This window comes from Parapedobacter lycopersici (genome assembly GCF_024643285.1).
GTDB classification, from domain to species: Bacteria; Bacteroidota; Bacteroidia; order Sphingobacteriales; family Sphingobacteriaceae; genus Parapedobacter; species Parapedobacter lycopersici.
Genome location: NZ_JAMSLW010000006.1, coordinates 174,851 through 191,364, shown reverse-complemented (window position 1 = coordinate 191,364; position 16,514 = coordinate 174,851). Strand labels below are relative to the sequence as shown.

Genomic DNA, 16,514 nt, shown 5'->3' with positions numbered 1-16,514 from the left:
TCCGGCCCGCTTTATTGCCTTTCAGGCCGATAAAGACTGGCTGGGATCGGATTCGTGGTTCCGGCTTCTGATATTCGAAAAAAGGATGATCAGCAGGGACAGCATGACAAATACACCGGCAATGAGCCCGCTATTTACGATGACCCGGGGCCATCCCAGTTCCGTTACATCGATAAACGGATAGGGATAAAATCCCGAGTATGTACCCCGGATTAGGGTAAATAGGAAATAACCCAGTGGATAAAGCAACCAAAGAAACACATTGTGCCAGCGGAGACGGGTTTTTGGGGCGACAGCAAGCCAGAATACGACGTAGTAAAGCGGGATGAACGTATGCAGTAATTCATCAACCAGTACCTGAACGCCGGTAGGTGTCCATAACGCGCGCAACAGGAGATTGTAAACACTGCCTACAACAATAATATACACCGTGGTGGCCGCAAGGACACCTGGATTATTCAAAAAACTGCGTTGAGTCGATGTACGCCTAACCGCCACTGCCGTAAAACAGCAGGCCACCAGGATATTGGTAAGAATGGTATAATAGCTGAAAAACTGGACAACAACTTCAGGGACGGGACGTATACGATGTTGAAGGCTAAGGCTAAACTGCAAAATTACCGCAGTCCACGTGAGCAGGGCACCGATGATTGCGATAACGCGAGCCGTTCTGTGTTGATCCATTTATCAAATATACAATAAAATCCGGTCTGGTAATGGCCCCACATATGTCCATAAGCAACTATTATCCAGCAATTTAGGATAGCATAAAAACAGGTGAACCGCCGTCCGATTTGGCGGTAAAATCACGTTAAAGCGGAAAAACATGCTGGAAGAAGCCGGTCTGGCATACAAATTCCCATATACCAAAACAAATGACACCCCAACGTGTTTTAAGACAAACCTTTAATATGACACGCATAATCCGTTACCTGTTGCCGGCCGTCCTCCTTGGCAGCCACGGTTGTGCCAACCGTGAAACCGCCGACATTATTTATTCCGGAGGCACCATTTTGACCATGGAGGCGGAGACTCCCGTTGTGCAGGCGGTAGCGGTAGGCGGTGGAAAAATCCTATTTGCCGGCGACAGTTCCGACGCAGCGGCGTATATAGGCGAGAGTACCGTAAGGCACAACCTGGGTGGGAAAACCATGCTGCCGGGCTTCATCGATGCCCACGGCCATCTGACTTCCAGGGCAGGAATGATGCAGGCGGTGGATCTTTCTCCCGAACCCTATGGTACGGTCAACACCATAAGCGACCTGCAACGGGCATTAGCAGCTTATATTGCGGCACATCAGCTTCCCGAAACACTTCCTGTTATCGGGAATGGGTACGATGACGCCATCATGGCGGAACACCGTCACCCTACGAGGGCCGAGCTGGATGTAGTCAGCCAGGTCCGGCCGATCATTGTCATTCATGCTTCCGGTCATGCCAGCGTGGCAAACTCGGCCATGCTCCGCCTTCTCGGGATTGATGAAACAACCCCCGAACCCGAAGGGGGCCATTTCGGCCGCGACAGCTCAACTGGCAGGCTCAACGGAAAACTGGAGGAAAATGCCAGCTTCGGAGCACTGGTAGCCCTGACCGAGCGAATGGCAGGCGAACAAACTGCAGGAGCTAAGCCCGCCGCGGAAACGGCATTGGAAAACCTACTAAAAGCCCAGGAAGAATGGTTAAGCTACGGGCAAACCACCATCTGTGATGGCAGAACCATGGGCGGGAGCGTTGCCCTCCTGAAAGAAGCCGCGGATAAACGGCTATTAAAGGCGGATGTCGTTTATTTTCCCGACTACGAGTACTTCAAAGACAGCCTGGAAGTTTTCCGGCCCGCGTACATGAAATATCATAATCACCTCAAGCTGGGCGGCTTTAAATTCTCGGACGACGGTTCCCCGCAGGGAAAGACCGCCTGGCTTACCGAACCTTACCTTATCCCACCGGAAGGCCAGGGGTCGGACTATAAGGGCTTTCCTATTTTTACGGACTCGGCCCTGTACACCGACCTCAAAACGTTGTTCGAGCATGGCATTGCGGCACAGCTGCACGTAAATGGCGATGCAGCCATCGACCAGGCCATCCGGGTGATTGGCAGACTGAAAGACGAAGGCTACTATAAACCCGAGCTACGGGCCACATTGATCCATGTGCAGAACAGCCGGCCGGACCACATTGCGAAGATCAAGGAAATCGGGGTCATCCCCTCCTATTTTTCCACGCATACCTACCTGTGGGGCGATTGGCATTACGCTAGTGTTTTTGGTCCGGAACGGGCCGCGTTTATCAGTCCCGCCCATTCCGCCTTAACGGCAGGTATCCTGTTTACCATTCACCACGATTCCCCCGTAACACCCCCGGACCTGCTTACTGCCGTATATGCTGCGGTTAACAGGCGCACGCGTTCGGGCCGCATACTGGGCCCGGATGAGCGGATTCCGCCGCTGGAGGCCCTTAAAGCCATTACCATTAATGCTGCCTACCAATACCATGAAGAAGACCGCAAAGGATCGATCAGGGAAGGCAAGCTTGCGGACCTCGTTATTCTGGATCAGGACCCACTGTCGGTAGCACCTGATAAACTAAAGGACATCACTGTGTTGGAAACGATAAAAGCAGGTGTATCCGTATACAAAAGGCCGGAATAGTCAGGAACTGGGTTTTACGGAACACGGTAAGACATGACCAACATATGGAGCGATGAAACCCGTTACACACATACCGCAAAAAATGAGCGATGAAAGTGTTGTTATTTTAAAATTACACCAATGAAAACAATTGCAATCGTCCTGCTGCTGTTCCTATCGCAGATAGGTGTCAATTTTTTGATCCCGGCGGCACATTGACAACCCCACCCCCTTAGCGAGTGCGGTTTATTATGACATTCTTAAACGCAACAGCCGCCCGTTGATGCCTAGTTGTGCAATAACGTGCGGCTGCTGTGTATACCGGCAATGACACCGGTTCTATTTATGGCTGGCCAGGGCGGAATCGCTGGGTTTTACCAATGCCAGGTACCGGCCGTATCCCTCCTGTTCCATCTCTTCTTTGGGAATAAAACGCAATGAAGCGCTGTTGATGCAGTATCGGAGACCGCCCCGGTCTTTGGGGCCGTCGTTAAACACGTGCCCGAGGTGGGCGTCACCGGCCTTGCTGCGGACTTCCGTACGCCGCATACCGAAGGAATTATCACTTTTTTCGTCGATCAATGCTTCATCGATGGGTTTGGAGAAACTGGGCCAGCCGCATCCTGACTCAAATTTATCGGTAGATACAAACAGCGGTTCGCCCGTCGTTACATCCACATAAATCCCCTCGCGGAATTCATTCCAATATTCATTCTCGAATGGCTTTTCCGTTGCATTTTGCTGTGTTACCGCATATTGTTCGCGGGAAAGCACTTTACGCAGCGTAGCATCATCCGGTTTTTCATAGGCTGTTGTTTCCGCCTGCTTTTTCGCTTCGTTCGCCTTTCGGGCGAATTCAAACAGCGCTGGACTGATGTGGCAATATCCGTTCGGGTTCTTCACCAGGTAATCCTGGTGGTATTCTTCCGCGGTGTAGAAATTCTTCAATGGCAGCACCTCCACCACGACGGGTTTATCGTAATAACCCGACACCGTTTTGACGGCAGCCTGTATCCAGGGCAGCTGGTCTTCGTGGGTATAGTAAACGCCTGTGCGGTACTGCGTACCGATATCGTTTCCCTGCCGGTTCAGGCTCGTCGGATCAATCGCCTTAAAATACAGGTCGAGCAGCAGGTTCAGGTCCACCTGCCGGGGATCATATGTAACCTTGACGGTTTCGGCAAAACCGGTGTTATGGCGCACAACCTCTTCATAGGTCGGGTTTTTGGTATTCCCGTTAGCATACCCCACTTCCGTGGCCGAAACACCGCGGACCTGCTGGAAGAAATATTCCGTGCCCCAGAAACACCCCCCCGCAAAATAGATGACGTCTGAAGACCGGCTGATCGGCGGCAGGTTGGCCGTATTGCTATTGGCGGTTAAATCGATGTTGCCCATTGGTTGATTCGCTTCCGTTTCCATAACCTCTTTTTTGTTTAATGTATGATAAAGCACACTGCCCATTACGGCCATGCCCAATACCAATAAGATCGATGTGCTGACTGTTTTTTTCATGGTGTTGCTGTTTAATTAACTCGTTTTACTCCATGCAAAGCCAACTACCGGCCGGTGCCCGGAAGCGGTGGCTTCATATACAAATTTAGGGTATTATCCGCGTAATTCCACAAACAAACACCAAACGGGATATAAGGTGACAAAAAAATGGCCTTCCGGCCTGCCCGGACATGGACGGATGCGACATACCAAAAAGAAAAAATAAATCCATTGAAAAAAAGTTGCTGGAATAAAAACTTAAATGCATCTTTGTGGCATTAATCAAATGCAACTAAGATGCAATATTAAATCCATAAACTATAAATTAAATGTAAATGACAATGAAAAAACGAAACAGACTTGCGGTACTTTCCTTATTTACAATCACGCTTTTTGCGTTGGCATCCTGCAACAAGGATGACGATGGCAGCCCCATTCCCGAAGGTATCCAACGGGCGGAATTAACGTTCACTGAGGTGAGTGGCGAAGCGGTTGAAGCGCATGGCGATCATTTCCATGGCCTGGATGGAGGTACCGAGGGTGAATCCATCCGCATTACATTCGACGAACAGGGAAATGCCACTTCCAATGGCCACCTGCACCTCGAAGCAGACGCCGTTTACAAGATCGGGCTAAAAGCTTGGGATTACGACGGCCGGGAAGTCCAGCCGGATTTTCTAACCGATAAGGCAACGGCCGACCAGTATAAAGCCTTCCTCATTGGCGGAGACTTCACATTGAATCCTGATTCGGATGATGAGAGCGGCGCTATTTTCCAACCCCGTGAACAGACCTATGGAAACGGCACGGCCGTGGACGGGAAATATGAAACAACGGGCATCCTGAGTTACTTCGTCATTGGCCACGACAATAAAGGCGGCACCAAAGCGGTGACGTATGTGCTGCGCAAGCTGGATCCGGGAGTAAAGGGAACGATCGAACGGACCGACTGGAACCGCGGCGATTACGCTGAAACATTCGCCGGCAACAATGTGCTGGAACTGAAATTCGAGATTCATGCCGAGCACGGGCATGAACATTAACGTAGTGTTAGTTGTGTTTGTTTGGATTCCGGGCAGTGGGCATGTATGGCCTGCTGCCCTTCCTGTGTTCGAGCGTTCTTCGAGTGTTGTTCGAGTGTTGTTCGAGTCCGCTTCGGGACTTGTTCGACCCTTGTTCGAGTCGGGTTCGACTCCGCTTCGACCGCGCTTCGGGGCTGCTCGGTGTGCAATGCATTGCGTTCCGAAGACCTTCGAACCAATCCCCGAAGAATGGCCGAGGCGGTCCCGAAGCAGGGCCGGATAAATCCCGAAGCCAGCCCGAAGCGGCACCGTATTAAAAAGAATATGCTATATTAGATGAAATAAATCGATAACAGAACAAATGAACCCAAAGGTTAACTGGTTTTTCGACGAAGACACGGTATGGCAGGAAGCCTTCCAGAAGCTGCGAACGATCGTCCTGGATTGCGGCCTGTCCGAAGAATTGAAATGGGGGCAGCCTTGCTACACCCTCCAAAACCGCAACATTGTGCTTATTCATGGATTTAAGGCATATTGTGCGTTACTCTTTTTTAAGGGTGCCCTGTTAACCGACGAGCAGGGTATACTCATCCGGCAATCGGCCAATGTCCAAGCAGCCCGCCAGATCCGGTTCACCAGTGTAGCCGAGATCATTGCGCAGGAACGCACGCTGAAGGCTTATATTCATGAAGCGATTGAAGTGGAAAAAGCCGGATTGAAAGTGGTGTTGAAGAAAACATCGGATTTCATCATTCCGGAAGAATTTCAGGAAAAACTGGATGAAATACCCGCATTGAAAAAAGCCTTTGAGCACCTGACCCCGGGTAGGCAACGCGCTTATATTTTTCACTTTTCGCAAGCCAAACAGGCTAAAACCCGGATGTCAAGGGTGGAAAAGTGCCTGCCGAAAATCTTAGCCGGGAAAGGGTTGGATGACTGACACCCGCTGTTTCTGCCTGCCGCATCGTATAGTAGGTCTCCGGGGCACAACCTCCTGATTCTCCAACAGTGCCAACCGGGTTTACCGGTCGTATCACGCCTGTTCAATACCGTTAACCGGTCCGCATATTCAACAACTTAATGCACAACGGGACCAACCCCAGGGAAACAGCAACAAAAATAGCTACACGGATATAGTTCAGGTTCCGCCACCATGTGGCACGGCTAAGCAGATCCATCCCATCCGGAACAGTCCCCAGGTTCGCTATCTTCCGGAAGGCCATGATATTGGGAGCGAAGTATGCCAGCGTCCATATACGCACAGCCATATGAATGGCAAACAGGAGCAATAACGGATACCGGATGTCCAGTTTCCAGCAGAAAATGATCGCCATAATAAACGTGATCTCATGCAGTGAATGGATGACGATCCAGAAGGTTTTGAGATCGAGGCCAAATTTACCACGGAAATAATGCAATGATTCGGGTGGTGCGGCCGACCATTTGGGAACAAGCGTTGCCGTTTCGAACAATTGGGCTCCATTCATGAAAAAATAAGCCAGTGTGGTGACGCAAAGCCAGATTTCGGCCCGCGTGAGGTAGTTCGCAGAAATGTCATTCATACTATTGGTTATTTAATTTACGGGTAATCTGATTCATGATCCCGACGGAGGCAGTTAGGTACCGTTCAATTGCCCGGATTTCTTCGGCATTGAAGGTAGCGATCAGGCGGGCCACCTGTTCCCGCAGGTCTAGGTGGGAGTTTTCAAACAGTCTGTCTGCGTTCTCCCGCAGGGGTAAGATCCATACCTTTCGCCGGTCACGCTGATCCAACTCACGCCTCACCAGCTCCTTCTTCTCCAACCGGTCGATCAGGCCGGTAACGGCACCCGTGGTCAGCCCTGTCTGTCTGGCCAGTTCACCTGCGGTAATCCGCTCGCTTTCCAGCACGATACGCAGGTATTTGTGGTCCGTTCCTGTTAAGCCTGCATTGCGGGCAATGGCCTGGTGCATGAAAATTGTCGCGTCAGAAATCTGCCGGCCCAACCGGGTGAGTGAAGCCACAGATGAAGGTGCCGCTTCTTTGGATTTATCCGTCATAATATCTTTTCAATTAATTATCTTATTTGCAAAGATAATAAAATAATTAAAGGGACAGGACAGCAACCGTTTATTTTAACAATCGGCCTTATCCATATTTATCAGGCGCATGTGGAATGCACCCGGGGGGACAGTATTTCCGCTGGAATAGGTAAGTAAGGTGACACAGCCCCGGCGACAGGATCGCAGAAGTCCAGCCGTTACGACTTGCAACGGCTGGATTTGGCTTTACGGTGTATTGGTATTGAAATTGATCATCCAGCAGACACCGAACCGGTCCTGAAAAGATCCGAAATAATCGCCCCAGAACATATCCGCCATCGGCATTTCGACCTTGCCCCCGGCAGAGAGGCCGTTGAATAGCCGGTCGGCTTCCTCGCGGCTATCGGGCATAATGGAAATGTAATTGTTATTTCCCACCTGGAGCACCTGTCCCATGGACGGCACACAGTCCGATGCCATCAGGAATTGTCCGTTGCCAATAGGGATGGCTACGTGCATCGCCCGGTTCTTTTCGGCTTCGGAAAGGTTTTCGGAACCGGGAGCCTCCCCCATCTTCTGAACAAATAATTCGCCGCCGAATACGGACTGGTAAAAGCGGAAAGCTTCTTCCGCATTACCGTCAAAGTTTAAATAAGGATTGAGTGTCATGAGTTATGGTATTTAATTGCTGTCAAACATATACGTCGGGTATCACCGGGTGAATCCGTATTTACCTCAACAAAGGTAACGGAGTCCGCCGCGAACCACAACGGGAAAACAGGTCAACATACAGGGGGAACTGCGCCAAGTTTCCGTCCGGTAGCCCGAAACCAGCGGTGTGAAATTTATCAAAATATTTTGCGGATAACGGATTAATAAATACATTTGCAGCCCCAAGCGGGAATCGTACTTTACAATAACAAGCCCAGGTGGCGGAATTGGTAGACGCGCTGGTCTCAAACACCAGTGGGGCGACCCATGCCGGTTCGATCCCGGCCCTGGGTACGAAAGAAAGCCGTTATTACACTTGCTGTAGTAACGGCTTTTTTGATGTAAGCACCTAAATTCAGTACAATTCCGTACAGAAAACCAAATGGCATGTCCTGAAAATGAAAAAGGGAAGTCATCGCATAACTTCCCTTTTTATCGCATCAGTCCCGCCAACTACCGTTCGCAGTCGGCCGTCCATGTACCTTCGTCATTGGTAACCAGCATATTCAGGTTACTTGCACTGATCGTAATACCGGTCAGGCCTTCGCCTATGCTGATGTAGGTGCCGTCATCACTTTCCTGGAATTTGACACCGGTAATATTCGGTATACCAGTACCAAAGGCAAATGTGTACGTGTCTCCCACTTTAGCTACCGTAACCCGGCCATCAGCATCGCTGATATTCTCTTCACCGTCGGTGTACGAAATTGACCCGCGGTAGGTACCCACAAATAAATCGGTCTCCGAAGGATCGGTATCCTTACTGCAGGAAACCATAAACATTAATGAAACGATCATCAATGCCCCTAATACATTAATTCTACTTTTTCTCATGATCGATAATTTTGTTTTCAGGGTAATAAAGGCAAAGCCTGTGCCAAAGCAAACCTATTCCTGTCGCCGTCTTCCATAGAAATTATTAAATTTTCATTTGCAAATGAAAATAAGTGCCTATTTTTGAAAAATTTTTAACAAAGCATCAGCTAATCACCAAAATTTTAAAACAGAAAATACGTTAAACGGAAGAAGCTCCTTTGGGAGAGGAGCTTCTACACTAAAACCAATTATAAACCTATATTAAATTGAGGGAGGGCAAAACAAAAATCAATTTTACATACTTTTTCGCGTTTCGTTAATACAAATTTAATAAAATAAATCATTTAGTATAATTTTTTATAACAAAAAAGTGAATTTTTTCATTTTTTATATTTAATTTCAACATAAATTGAAAAAAATTTGATTTTACATGGAAAAAAAATATGAAAATTTAGATCTTGATAACTTAGATATCCAAATATTATCCATTTTAATGAATGATGCATCCATTCCGTACACTGAAATAGCAAAAAAACTAATTGTTTCAGGCGGAACTATTCATGTTCGAATGAAAAAAATGGAAGAAATGGGAATAATAAGGGGATCAAACCTAATAATTAACCCCCAAAAGGTTGGATTCGATATTACTGCGTTCCTGGGAATCTATTTAGAGAAAGGATCACAGTACAATAATGCCGTTGAACAGCTAAAACAGGTAAAGGAAGTGGTGGAATTACACTATTGCACCGGCTCATACAGCATGTTTGCGAAAATTATCTGCCACGATACGACTCATCTGCGCAAGGTTTTGAACGAAGATATCCAGGCCGTAAAGGGAATCCAGCGAACCGAAACCATTATTTCACTGGAAGAGAGTATCAAACGGCAGATTACGCTTACATAGGCCCGGCACTTACCGCTGGATCACACCGTTTAGTCCCACGCTTACGTCAAAGGGCTTGCAGTAAGCGTCCAGCAATACAGCAAACAACCTGCGTGTGACAGGCAGCGTACCATCGTATTCGCCTTCAAAATGAAAGGTTCGTGACCATCCCCGTGTTACCTGTCTTTCCAGCTCATCTCCGCGCTGGCCGATGTACTTAACCAGGGAAAAAAGATCAGCCAGCTGTATCGTATCTATATCGGCGTGGTCTATAAACCAGATCTGGCTCCTCGAAAAAAGCTGGTTTAATACCGGTTTTATTTCCGCTGCCGATACCGGGGCGTCTGGATTAAACAGGAACTGTCCGGAAGTCTCACCCGCAGCACCCTTCAGCAGGCCGGTCGCGCCGATCCGCTGGATCGCCGCAAAGTTCTTATCCGCTATCCGTACGTCCGTGAACGGCATTAAACGGCTGCCGTACTGCAGGAGCTCCCCCTGTATCACCCGCACGTCCAGCTTATCGGATGTTGTCTTGAAAAAGGCCGTATACGCCGCTGCGGCACCCACCGCCTGCCCAACATGCATCAGCAGCGGAATATCCTCCGGAGTGCCGGCAAGCAGGGCCTGCAATACAGGGACTGTCCGCGTCAGAAACAGGTTGCTGTCGTCCGCCGGCACCAATGCGGCCAGGGGTAATGTAAATGGATACGCGCCGGAGTGACCTACAGCTACCCCGGTACGCGAACGTTCATCGTACGGCCCGGGTTGAAAGTAACCACTGTCTACCATGGAACGGGTCCGGATGCTATCTGTATTCCCGAATGCCAGCCGGTAAAGACGGGCATCACCCGACGCGTCAACCACGGCGGGGATCCGGTAACGTTCACCGTTGGTAAGGGCAACCTGCCAATATTTCCCTTTTCTTTTGGCTGCAGCCGGATCCGTATTACGGATAACGGTCAGGTTGCTGGTCGCGTCCAGGACGCTGTCGATGACATTCCGGGCAATCTGGGGATTGATCCGCTTTTTGGCAATCGCCGACAAGGAATCGCTTCGTTGCTCGTGCTTCAGGGTTCCCGCGAGGAAATCGGCCCACAGGCCCGCATCCAGGTCGATGCCGGAGGTCAGTGTTACCGGCTGTGCCGTTAACCCGGGTGCAACCTGATCGCCTTCCAGCACCCATATGGTATTCAGATTGGACTTGGCTGACTGCAGGGCCGCGGCATAGGCATCCACCCCGCTGCCGTACACGAGTACCTGCGGACGCTTGCTGCGCTGGGACCATCCGAGAAATGGCAGCAGCAAACACACCAGAAACAATAAATATCGTTTGTTTAATAACAGCTGTCGTCTATTCATGGTATTGTTTAGTAAAGGACGTAAATTTAGACATAATTGTGTCAGTATGGTTTATTTTGTCAGGTTTTAGAAATTGACACCGGTTAAATAATTACCTTTGCGGTATGGCAAACGAAGAAAAACCAGTCAATTTTATCGCCGAGATTATCGAAGCGGATATCCGGTCGGGCAAACATGGCGGACGCGTACTGACGCGCTTCCCGCCGGAACCTAACGGCTACCTGCACATTGGGCATGCGAAATCCATTGTGCTCAACTTCGGACTGGCCCAGCGTTATCATGGTAAAACGAACCTGCGGTTTGACGACACGAACCCGACCACCGAGGAAACGGCCTATGTGGAAAGCATTAAGAACGACATCAAATGGCTGGGATTCGAGTGGGCGGAGGAACTGTATACTTCGGATTATTTTGAAACGCTGTATGAGTTTGCGACAAAGCTGATCCGAAACGGATTGGCCTATGTAGATGACAGCACGGCAGCGGAAATTGCTGCGTCAAAGGGCACCCCTACAGAACCGGGAAAACCAACGCCTTTCCGGGATCGGTCCGTGGAGGAAAACCTCAGTCTGTTTGCCGAGATGCGGGAAGGTAAATACCCCGATGGGGCTAAAGTGCTGCGGGCAAAGATTGACCTGGCAAACCCGAACATGCATCTGCGCGACCCGTTGCTGTATCGCATCAAGCATGCACACCACCACCGTACCGGTGACAGCTGGTGCATTTACCCGATGTACGACTTTGCCCACGGCCAAAGCGATGCCATTGAGGAAATCACCCATTCGGTATGTACCCTGGAATTTGTTCCACACCGGCCACTGTACAACTGGCTGATTGAGCAATTGGAAATTTACCCATCCAAACAATATGAGTTTGCCCGCCTTAACCTCAATTATACAGTGATGAGCAAGCGGAAGCTACTCCAACTGGTTAATAATAATTATGTAACGGGCTGGGATGACCCGCGGATGCCTACCATCAGTGGACTGCGCCGGCGGGGCTATACCGCGACAAGCATCCGCAATTTCTGTGAGCGCATCGGGGTGGCCAAGCGGGAAAACGTGATTGACGTGGGGCTGCTCGAATTCTGTATCCGGGAAGACCTCAACAAGACCGCGTGGCGCCGTATGGCGGTGCTCGACCCGGTAAAACTGGTGATCACCAACTATCCCGAGGGAAAAACGGAGCACCTGTCCGGTGAAAACAATCCGGAGGTGGAAGGCGGTGAGGGCGAGCGCCCGATTCCCTTCAGCCGGGAACTCTGGATTGAACGGGAAGATTTCATGGAGGAAGCGCCGAAAAAATTCTTCCGGCTGGCACCGGGCTTAATGGTACGACTTAAACACGCCTATGTCGTTCAGTGCACGGATTTTGTGAAAGATGCGGATGGCCGTGTGACGGAAATCCGGTGTACGTATATCCCGGAATCAAAAAGCGGCGAAGATACCAGCGGGCTTAAGGTGAAGGGAACGATCCACTGGGTCAGTGTCCCCCATGCCAAAACCGTGACCGTACGGCTCTACGACCGACTGTTCAACGCAGAAAATCCGGCGGCGGATGAAGATTTTACAGCATCCATCAATCCCGACAGCTTACAGGTCATTGAAAAGGCTTATGTCGAACCCGACCTGCTTCATGCCGAGCCGGGAAAAGGTTATCAGTTTATCCGAAAGGGATATTTTACCCTGGACACCGGCTCAACGCCGGACAATCCCGTATTTAACCGGACGGTTACGCTGCGCGACACCTGGGCGAAAGAAGCACAGAAGCAATAGTCCGTACGGCTAAAATACAGCCTGGATGATCCGCTTTGTGGGTTTGGGATTCCCCATGGTATAAAAATGCAGCACGGGGGCACCCATCTCTTTCAGTTCCTTGCATTGCTGGATCATCCATTCCACTCCCACTTCACGCACCTGCTGCTCGGATGTGCACGCCTGCACGGCCTGGCTAAGCTCGAAAGGAATATCCAGGTGAAAGACCTTGGGCAGGCTCACCAGCTGTTTACTGTTGGTAAGCGGCTTGAGTCCGGGGATAATAGGGATGTGGATATCGTTAGCCCGGCAACGGTCGACAAATGCTTTATATTTACTGTTATCAAAAAACATCTGGGTAACGATAAAATCGGCTCCCAGATCCACTTTCTGCTTCAGGTATTTAAAATCAGTATCCAGGTTGGGTGCCTCAAAATGTTTTTCCGGATACGCAGCCACACCAATGCAGAAATCCGTCTTCTCGGAATTCTCCATATCCTCATGCAGGTACCGGCCACTGTTCATATTGACTACGTGCTGCAGCAATTCGGAGGCATAGGCATGGCCGCCGGGCGTGGGGATGAATGCATTGTCGCTTTTGCGGGCATCACCGCGCAATACCAGCACGTTATCGATTCCTAAAAATTGCAGGTCGATCAGTGCATTTTCCGTTTCTTCTTTGGTAAATCCGCCGCAGATGAGGTGTGGCACCGCATCCACTTTGTATTTGTTGATGATGGCAGCGCAGGTAGCCACAGTACTGGGCCGCTTACGATAAGCTACTTTTTCCAGCAACCCAGTCGGGTGCTGTTTGTAAATATAATCTTCGCGCAGATAAGTAACATCAATGAAGGGGGGATTGAACTCCATCAGCGGATCAATGGCATCAAAAATAGCCTGGATGCTCTGTCCCTTTACGGGGGGCAGTATCTCAAATGAATAAAGGGTCTGCCCTTTTGCGTTCTTAATGTGTTCGGTGATCTTCATATCAGTGCCTAAGCCTATTGCAATCCTGTAATTTCATACGCGTGCTTAGCTTGAGAACGGACAGGGGAATACCGCTGTGGCTTATCTTTCCCGGAAGCGTGGCTCGCCGGGTAGAATGTAGCACCTTGTTAGCACAGGTTGCTAAGGCTTCGCTGGGTCTAATCCCTCGGCCTTTCTCAATAAGCAGTCGGCAAATATCGATAAAGTTTGTTGAATTACAAACTTGAATTGGCAGTCTGTCGGTCCGGTTTAGGTATATACATCGATAAGCCCATCGGGCAGGGCCACTTCCAGCAGCTGTTTTTCCCGGTCAATGGCGCGGATAATTTCATCATTGAGTGGAAACATCAGCTCGTTGAACCGGTAAGGCACCACGGCGATGTATTGCTGGGGATACTCATGGATCTCGATGATTTCGCCAAGTTCGCCATGCAGCTGATCGTGCACAGTGAAGCCCTTAAGGTCCGTGATCCGGAAATCATCGGGGTGCCGTTCCGGACGCTTGCTTTCGGGGAGGTATACCTGCTTATGGACCAACGGTTGGGCCTGGTCAATATGGTCAACGTCTTCCAGGAATACGTAAGCGGTACGGTTGGACTGCAGTTTGCACTGGGTAACGAAAAAAGGCACCAGCTTTCGGTCTATTGCCAGAAAAAGCACATCCAGCTCCAGTGCCCGGTAGTCGTCAAATTCGAAAAATAACTGCAGCTCACCTTTGAGTCCCCGGGTTTTGCTGAGGTAACCGATATAAAAATTCCCTTCAAATGCCATGGCGCGGTAATGTGTACTGGATCCCAAACAAAAAAGCCGTTCCAGGTAGATTGCTCTCCGGATCGGCTTTTTGCTACGGGATGTAAAAAATTATTCTTCCGTTTTTTCTTCTCCTTCTGCGGCATCAGCTGATGCTTCTTCTACGACATCCGTTGCTTCAGCAACAGGTGCTTCGGCTTCAGTCGCTTCTTCCTCAGCCACTTCTTCTGCAGGAGGGGTATTTTTTGCTTCAACAGCAGCAGCGATCTCTGCCTTTTTCTTAGCTTCTGCTACTAATGCTGCTTTTTTCGATTCTTCTTTCGTTTGTGCCAATCCATCTTTTTTACCCTGGATTTGGGCTTCTTTGCCTTTCAGCCACTCTTCAAACTTAACCTCGGCTGCGGCTTCGTCGAATGCTCCCTTTTTCACACCACCCTGCAGGTGTTTTTTATACAGCACCCCTTTATAGGACAGGATTGCCCGTGTGGTATCTGTCGGCTGGGCGCCTTTATTTAACCAATCAAGCGCCTTATCGAAATTCAAGTCGATGGTGGCGGGGTTGGTGTTGGGATTGTAGGAACCGATGCGCTCAATAAATTTACCATCACGTGGTGCACGCGAATCTGCTACTACTACGTGGTAAAAAGGCTTGCCTTTTTTACCGTGTCTTTGCAATCTGATTTTAGTTGCCATTCTTTTGTTTTAAATAAATTATGTATCCAACATAGCCCCGGTAGCGTCCGCTGCGGGGCTGCAAAGATAGTTATTTATTTTTTAATGTTCATAACCAAAGCGTTTCAGGTAATTATCTTTTTTACGCCAGTCAGGAATGACTTTTACGAAAAGCTCCAGGAAGACCTTTTGCTGCAGGAATTCCTCAATATCCTGCCGGGCGTAGGTTCCCACTTTTTTGATCATGCTGCCCGCCTTTCCGATCAGGATGTTTTTCTGGGAATCCCGCTCCACGATGATCTCCGCGCTGATGCGGGTGATTGTCTGTTCTTCCTTAAAGGAGGTAATCACCACTTCGGTGCTGTATGGTATTTCCTTTTCATAAAGTTTGAATACTTTCTCACGGATAATTTCAGAAACGAAAAACCGCTCGGATTTATCCGTCAACGCATCCTTTTCATAATACGGCGGATGCTCGGGCAGGTGATCCAAGATAAACTGCATGACGGCCTGTATGTTGTGCCCATGCAATGCCGATACGGCAAAAATCGCCTGGGGGTGTATCGTGTCCTCCCAGTACCGCATTTTATTTTTCACCTCTGCTTCGTCCGACTGGTCGATCTTATTGATAAGTACCGCCACGGGTGAAGCCGTTTTCTGCAGTTTCGCAATAACGTCTGATTCATCATACTTCTCATGAATATCCGTTACCAGCAAAATAATATCCGCGTCAATAAGCGAGCCCTGTACGAAATTCATCATGGAGGCCTGGAGCGTATAGTTTGGCTTGATGACACCCGGCGTATCCGAGAATACGATCTGGTAATCCGGTTCGTTTACGATTCCGATAATCCGGTGCCTGGTGGTTTGGGCCTTGGGTGTAACAATTGACATCTTCTCTCCCACCAATGCGTTCATCAGGGTAGACTTCCCCGCATTTGGTTTACCAATAATACTCACGAATCCAGCGTTATGCGACATTTTTGTGTTTTTGATTTGTTTTGCAAAGAAACAAATTATATCTTTGCAGTCCAATTCGGAAGAGAATTAACAATATTCCGCCAGCGATTGACGGAATTTTTAAAATACATTGCGGGGTGGAGCAGTTGGTAGCTCGTCGGGCTCATAACCCGAAGGTCATTGGTTCGAGTCCAATCCCCGCTACATAGGGAAACACCATACCATGGTAGTTTCCCTTTTTTATGCCAATAAAATCCTGTTGCCCAAACTATTACAAGTCGGCCAAAGCCAGTTCGACAATCACTACAACGCTTCTTATACTTTTATCCCTATCAGTCTAAAAAATAATATTATCAATGACCTGATGATGTTTTTAGGGAGCTCGACATCTCCTTTGGGATATAGGTTTCTTGTACAGCCTCTCTCTTTCCGTAATTCTTTGCTACTAGATAGAGAA

16 protein-coding genes, 2 tRNA genes and 1 riboswitch are annotated in these 16,514 nt (G+C 49.2%); of the genes, 7 read left to right on the top strand and 11 right to left on the bottom strand.

Translation table 11 applies throughout. From position 1 onward, the window contains the following. Positions 1 to 21 precede the first annotated feature (21 nt). Positions 22 to 684 (bottom strand): Pr6Pr family membrane protein, encoded by a 663-nt coding sequence (locus tag NEV57_RS13570; RefSeq protein WP_257658875.1) that lies wholly within the window; start codon positions 682 to 684, stop codon positions 22 to 24. A gap of 227 nt (positions 685 to 911) precedes the next feature. On the opposite strand from NEV57_RS13570, the gene NEV57_RS13565 reads away from it, so the two are divergent. Further along, on the top strand, positions 912 to 2,648 hold the full coding sequence (locus NEV57_RS13565) for an amidohydrolase (RefSeq protein ID WP_257658874.1): 1,737 nt from the start codon (positions 912 to 914) through the stop codon (positions 2,646 to 2,648). A 318-nt stretch (positions 2,649 to 2,966) separates the two neighbouring features. On the opposite strand, the gene msrB is transcribed toward NEV57_RS13565, so the two are convergent. Next, a complete protein-coding gene (msrB, locus tag NEV57_RS15855) occupies positions 2,967 to 4,142 on the bottom strand; it encodes a peptide-methionine (R)-S-oxide reductase MsrB (RefSeq protein ID WP_307876450.1) in 1,176 nt (391 codons plus the stop codon). A 320-nt stretch (positions 4,143 to 4,462) separates the two neighbouring features. Here msrB and NEV57_RS13550 point away from each other — a divergent pair, with 320 nt between their 5' ends. Together NEV57_RS13550 and NEV57_RS13545 are read left to right on the top strand one after the other, a co-directional pair. Continuing rightward, complete coding sequence (locus NEV57_RS13550) at positions 4,463 to 5,164, top strand: hypothetical protein (protein WP_257658873.1); 702 nt, start codon at positions 4,463 to 4,465, stop codon at positions 5,162 to 5,164. Positions 5,165 to 5,504: 340 nt separating this feature from the next. Further along, positions 5,505 to 6,083 carry a YdeI/OmpD-associated family protein gene (locus tag NEV57_RS13545; RefSeq protein WP_257658872.1) on the top strand — a complete coding sequence of 193 codons (579 nt, stop codon included), beginning with the start codon at positions 5,505 to 5,507 and terminating at the stop codon, positions 6,081 to 6,083. Between the two features lie 112 nt (positions 6,084 to 6,195). Here NEV57_RS13545 and NEV57_RS13540 read toward each other — a convergent pair whose 3' ends face one another. The 3 genes from NEV57_RS13540 to NEV57_RS13530 all read right to left on the bottom strand — a co-directional run bounded on the left by NEV57_RS13540 (position 6,196) and on the right by NEV57_RS13530 (position 7,834). Beyond that, positions 6,196 to 6,705: a transposase gene (locus tag NEV57_RS13540; RefSeq protein WP_257658871.1), complete on the bottom strand. Its 510-nt coding sequence runs from the start codon at positions 6,703 to 6,705 to the stop codon at positions 6,196 to 6,198. Between the two features lies 1 nt (position 6,706). Beyond that, positions 6,707 to 7,183, bottom strand: coding sequence for a MarR family winged helix-turn-helix transcriptional regulator (locus NEV57_RS13535; protein ID WP_257658870.1), 477 nt, complete (start codon positions 7,181 to 7,183; stop codon positions 6,707 to 6,709). Between the two features lie 228 nt (positions 7,184 to 7,411). Continuing rightward, on the bottom strand, positions 7,412 to 7,834 hold the full coding sequence (locus NEV57_RS13530) for a VOC family protein (protein ID WP_257658869.1): 423 nt from the start codon (positions 7,832 to 7,834) through the stop codon (positions 7,412 to 7,414). Positions 7,835 to 8,088: 254 nt separating this feature from the next. Between NEV57_RS13530 and NEV57_RS13525 the strand changes: the two genes are divergently transcribed. Further along, positions 8,089 to 8,170: transfer RNA gene (locus tag NEV57_RS13525), tRNA-Leu, on the top strand. 159 nt (positions 8,171 to 8,329) lie between these two features. Here NEV57_RS13525 and NEV57_RS13520 read toward each other — a convergent pair. Then, entirely contained in the window at positions 8,330 to 8,710 is a 381-nt protein-coding gene (locus NEV57_RS13520) for a hypothetical protein (protein ID WP_257658868.1), read from the bottom strand. 412 nt (positions 8,711 to 9,122) lie between these two features. On the opposite strand from NEV57_RS13520, the gene NEV57_RS13515 reads away from it, so the two are divergent. Further along, complete coding sequence (locus NEV57_RS13515; protein WP_257658867.1) at positions 9,123 to 9,596, top strand: Lrp/AsnC ligand binding domain-containing protein; 474 nt, start codon at positions 9,123 to 9,125, stop codon at positions 9,594 to 9,596. A gap of 9 nt (positions 9,597 to 9,605) precedes the next feature. Here NEV57_RS13515 and NEV57_RS13510 read toward each other — a convergent pair whose 3' ends face one another. Continuing rightward, positions 9,606 to 10,934, bottom strand: coding sequence for an FAD-dependent oxidoreductase (locus tag NEV57_RS13510; protein WP_257658866.1), 1,329 nt, complete (start codon positions 10,932 to 10,934; stop codon positions 9,606 to 9,608). A 104-nt stretch (positions 10,935 to 11,038) separates the two neighbouring features. On the opposite strand from NEV57_RS13510, the gene NEV57_RS13505 reads away from it, so the two are divergent. Then, positions 11,039 to 12,709 carry a glutamine--tRNA ligase/YqeY domain fusion protein gene (locus NEV57_RS13505; RefSeq protein ID WP_257658865.1) on the top strand — a complete coding sequence of 557 codons (1,671 nt, stop codon included), beginning with the start codon at positions 11,039 to 11,041 and terminating at the stop codon, positions 12,707 to 12,709. A 9-nt stretch (positions 12,710 to 12,718) separates the two neighbouring features. Here the strand turns inward: NEV57_RS13505 and metF are convergent, their stop codons facing one another. From metF to era, 4 genes are all read right to left on the bottom strand, one after another. Further along, positions 12,719 to 13,675 carry a methylenetetrahydrofolate reductase [NAD(P)H] gene (gene metF / locus NEV57_RS13500; protein WP_257658864.1) on the bottom strand — a complete coding sequence of 319 codons (957 nt, stop codon included), beginning with the start codon at positions 13,673 to 13,675 and terminating at the stop codon, positions 12,719 to 12,721. A 78-nt stretch (positions 13,676 to 13,753) separates the two neighbouring features. Beyond that, positions 13,754 to 13,861: riboswitch (SAM riboswitch) on the bottom strand. A 63-nt stretch (positions 13,862 to 13,924) separates the two neighbouring features. Next, a complete protein-coding gene (rimM, locus tag NEV57_RS13495) occupies positions 13,925 to 14,473 on the bottom strand; it encodes a ribosome maturation factor RimM (protein ID WP_307876449.1) in 549 nt (182 codons plus the stop codon). Between the two features lie 63 nt (positions 14,474 to 14,536). Beyond that, positions 14,537 to 15,118 (bottom strand): 30S ribosomal protein S16, encoded by a 582-nt coding sequence (locus NEV57_RS13490; protein ID WP_257658863.1) that lies wholly within the window; start codon positions 15,116 to 15,118, stop codon positions 14,537 to 14,539. Between the two features lie 81 nt (positions 15,119 to 15,199). Next, entirely contained in the window at positions 15,200 to 16,078 is an 879-nt protein-coding gene (era, locus tag NEV57_RS13485; protein ID WP_257658862.1) for a GTPase Era, read from the bottom strand. Positions 16,079 to 16,188: 110 nt separating this feature from the next. Between era and NEV57_RS13480 the strand changes: the two genes are divergently transcribed. Next, positions 16,189 to 16,261, top strand: a tRNA-Met gene (locus NEV57_RS13480). The last annotated feature ends 253 nt before the right edge of the window (positions 16,262 to 16,514 follow it).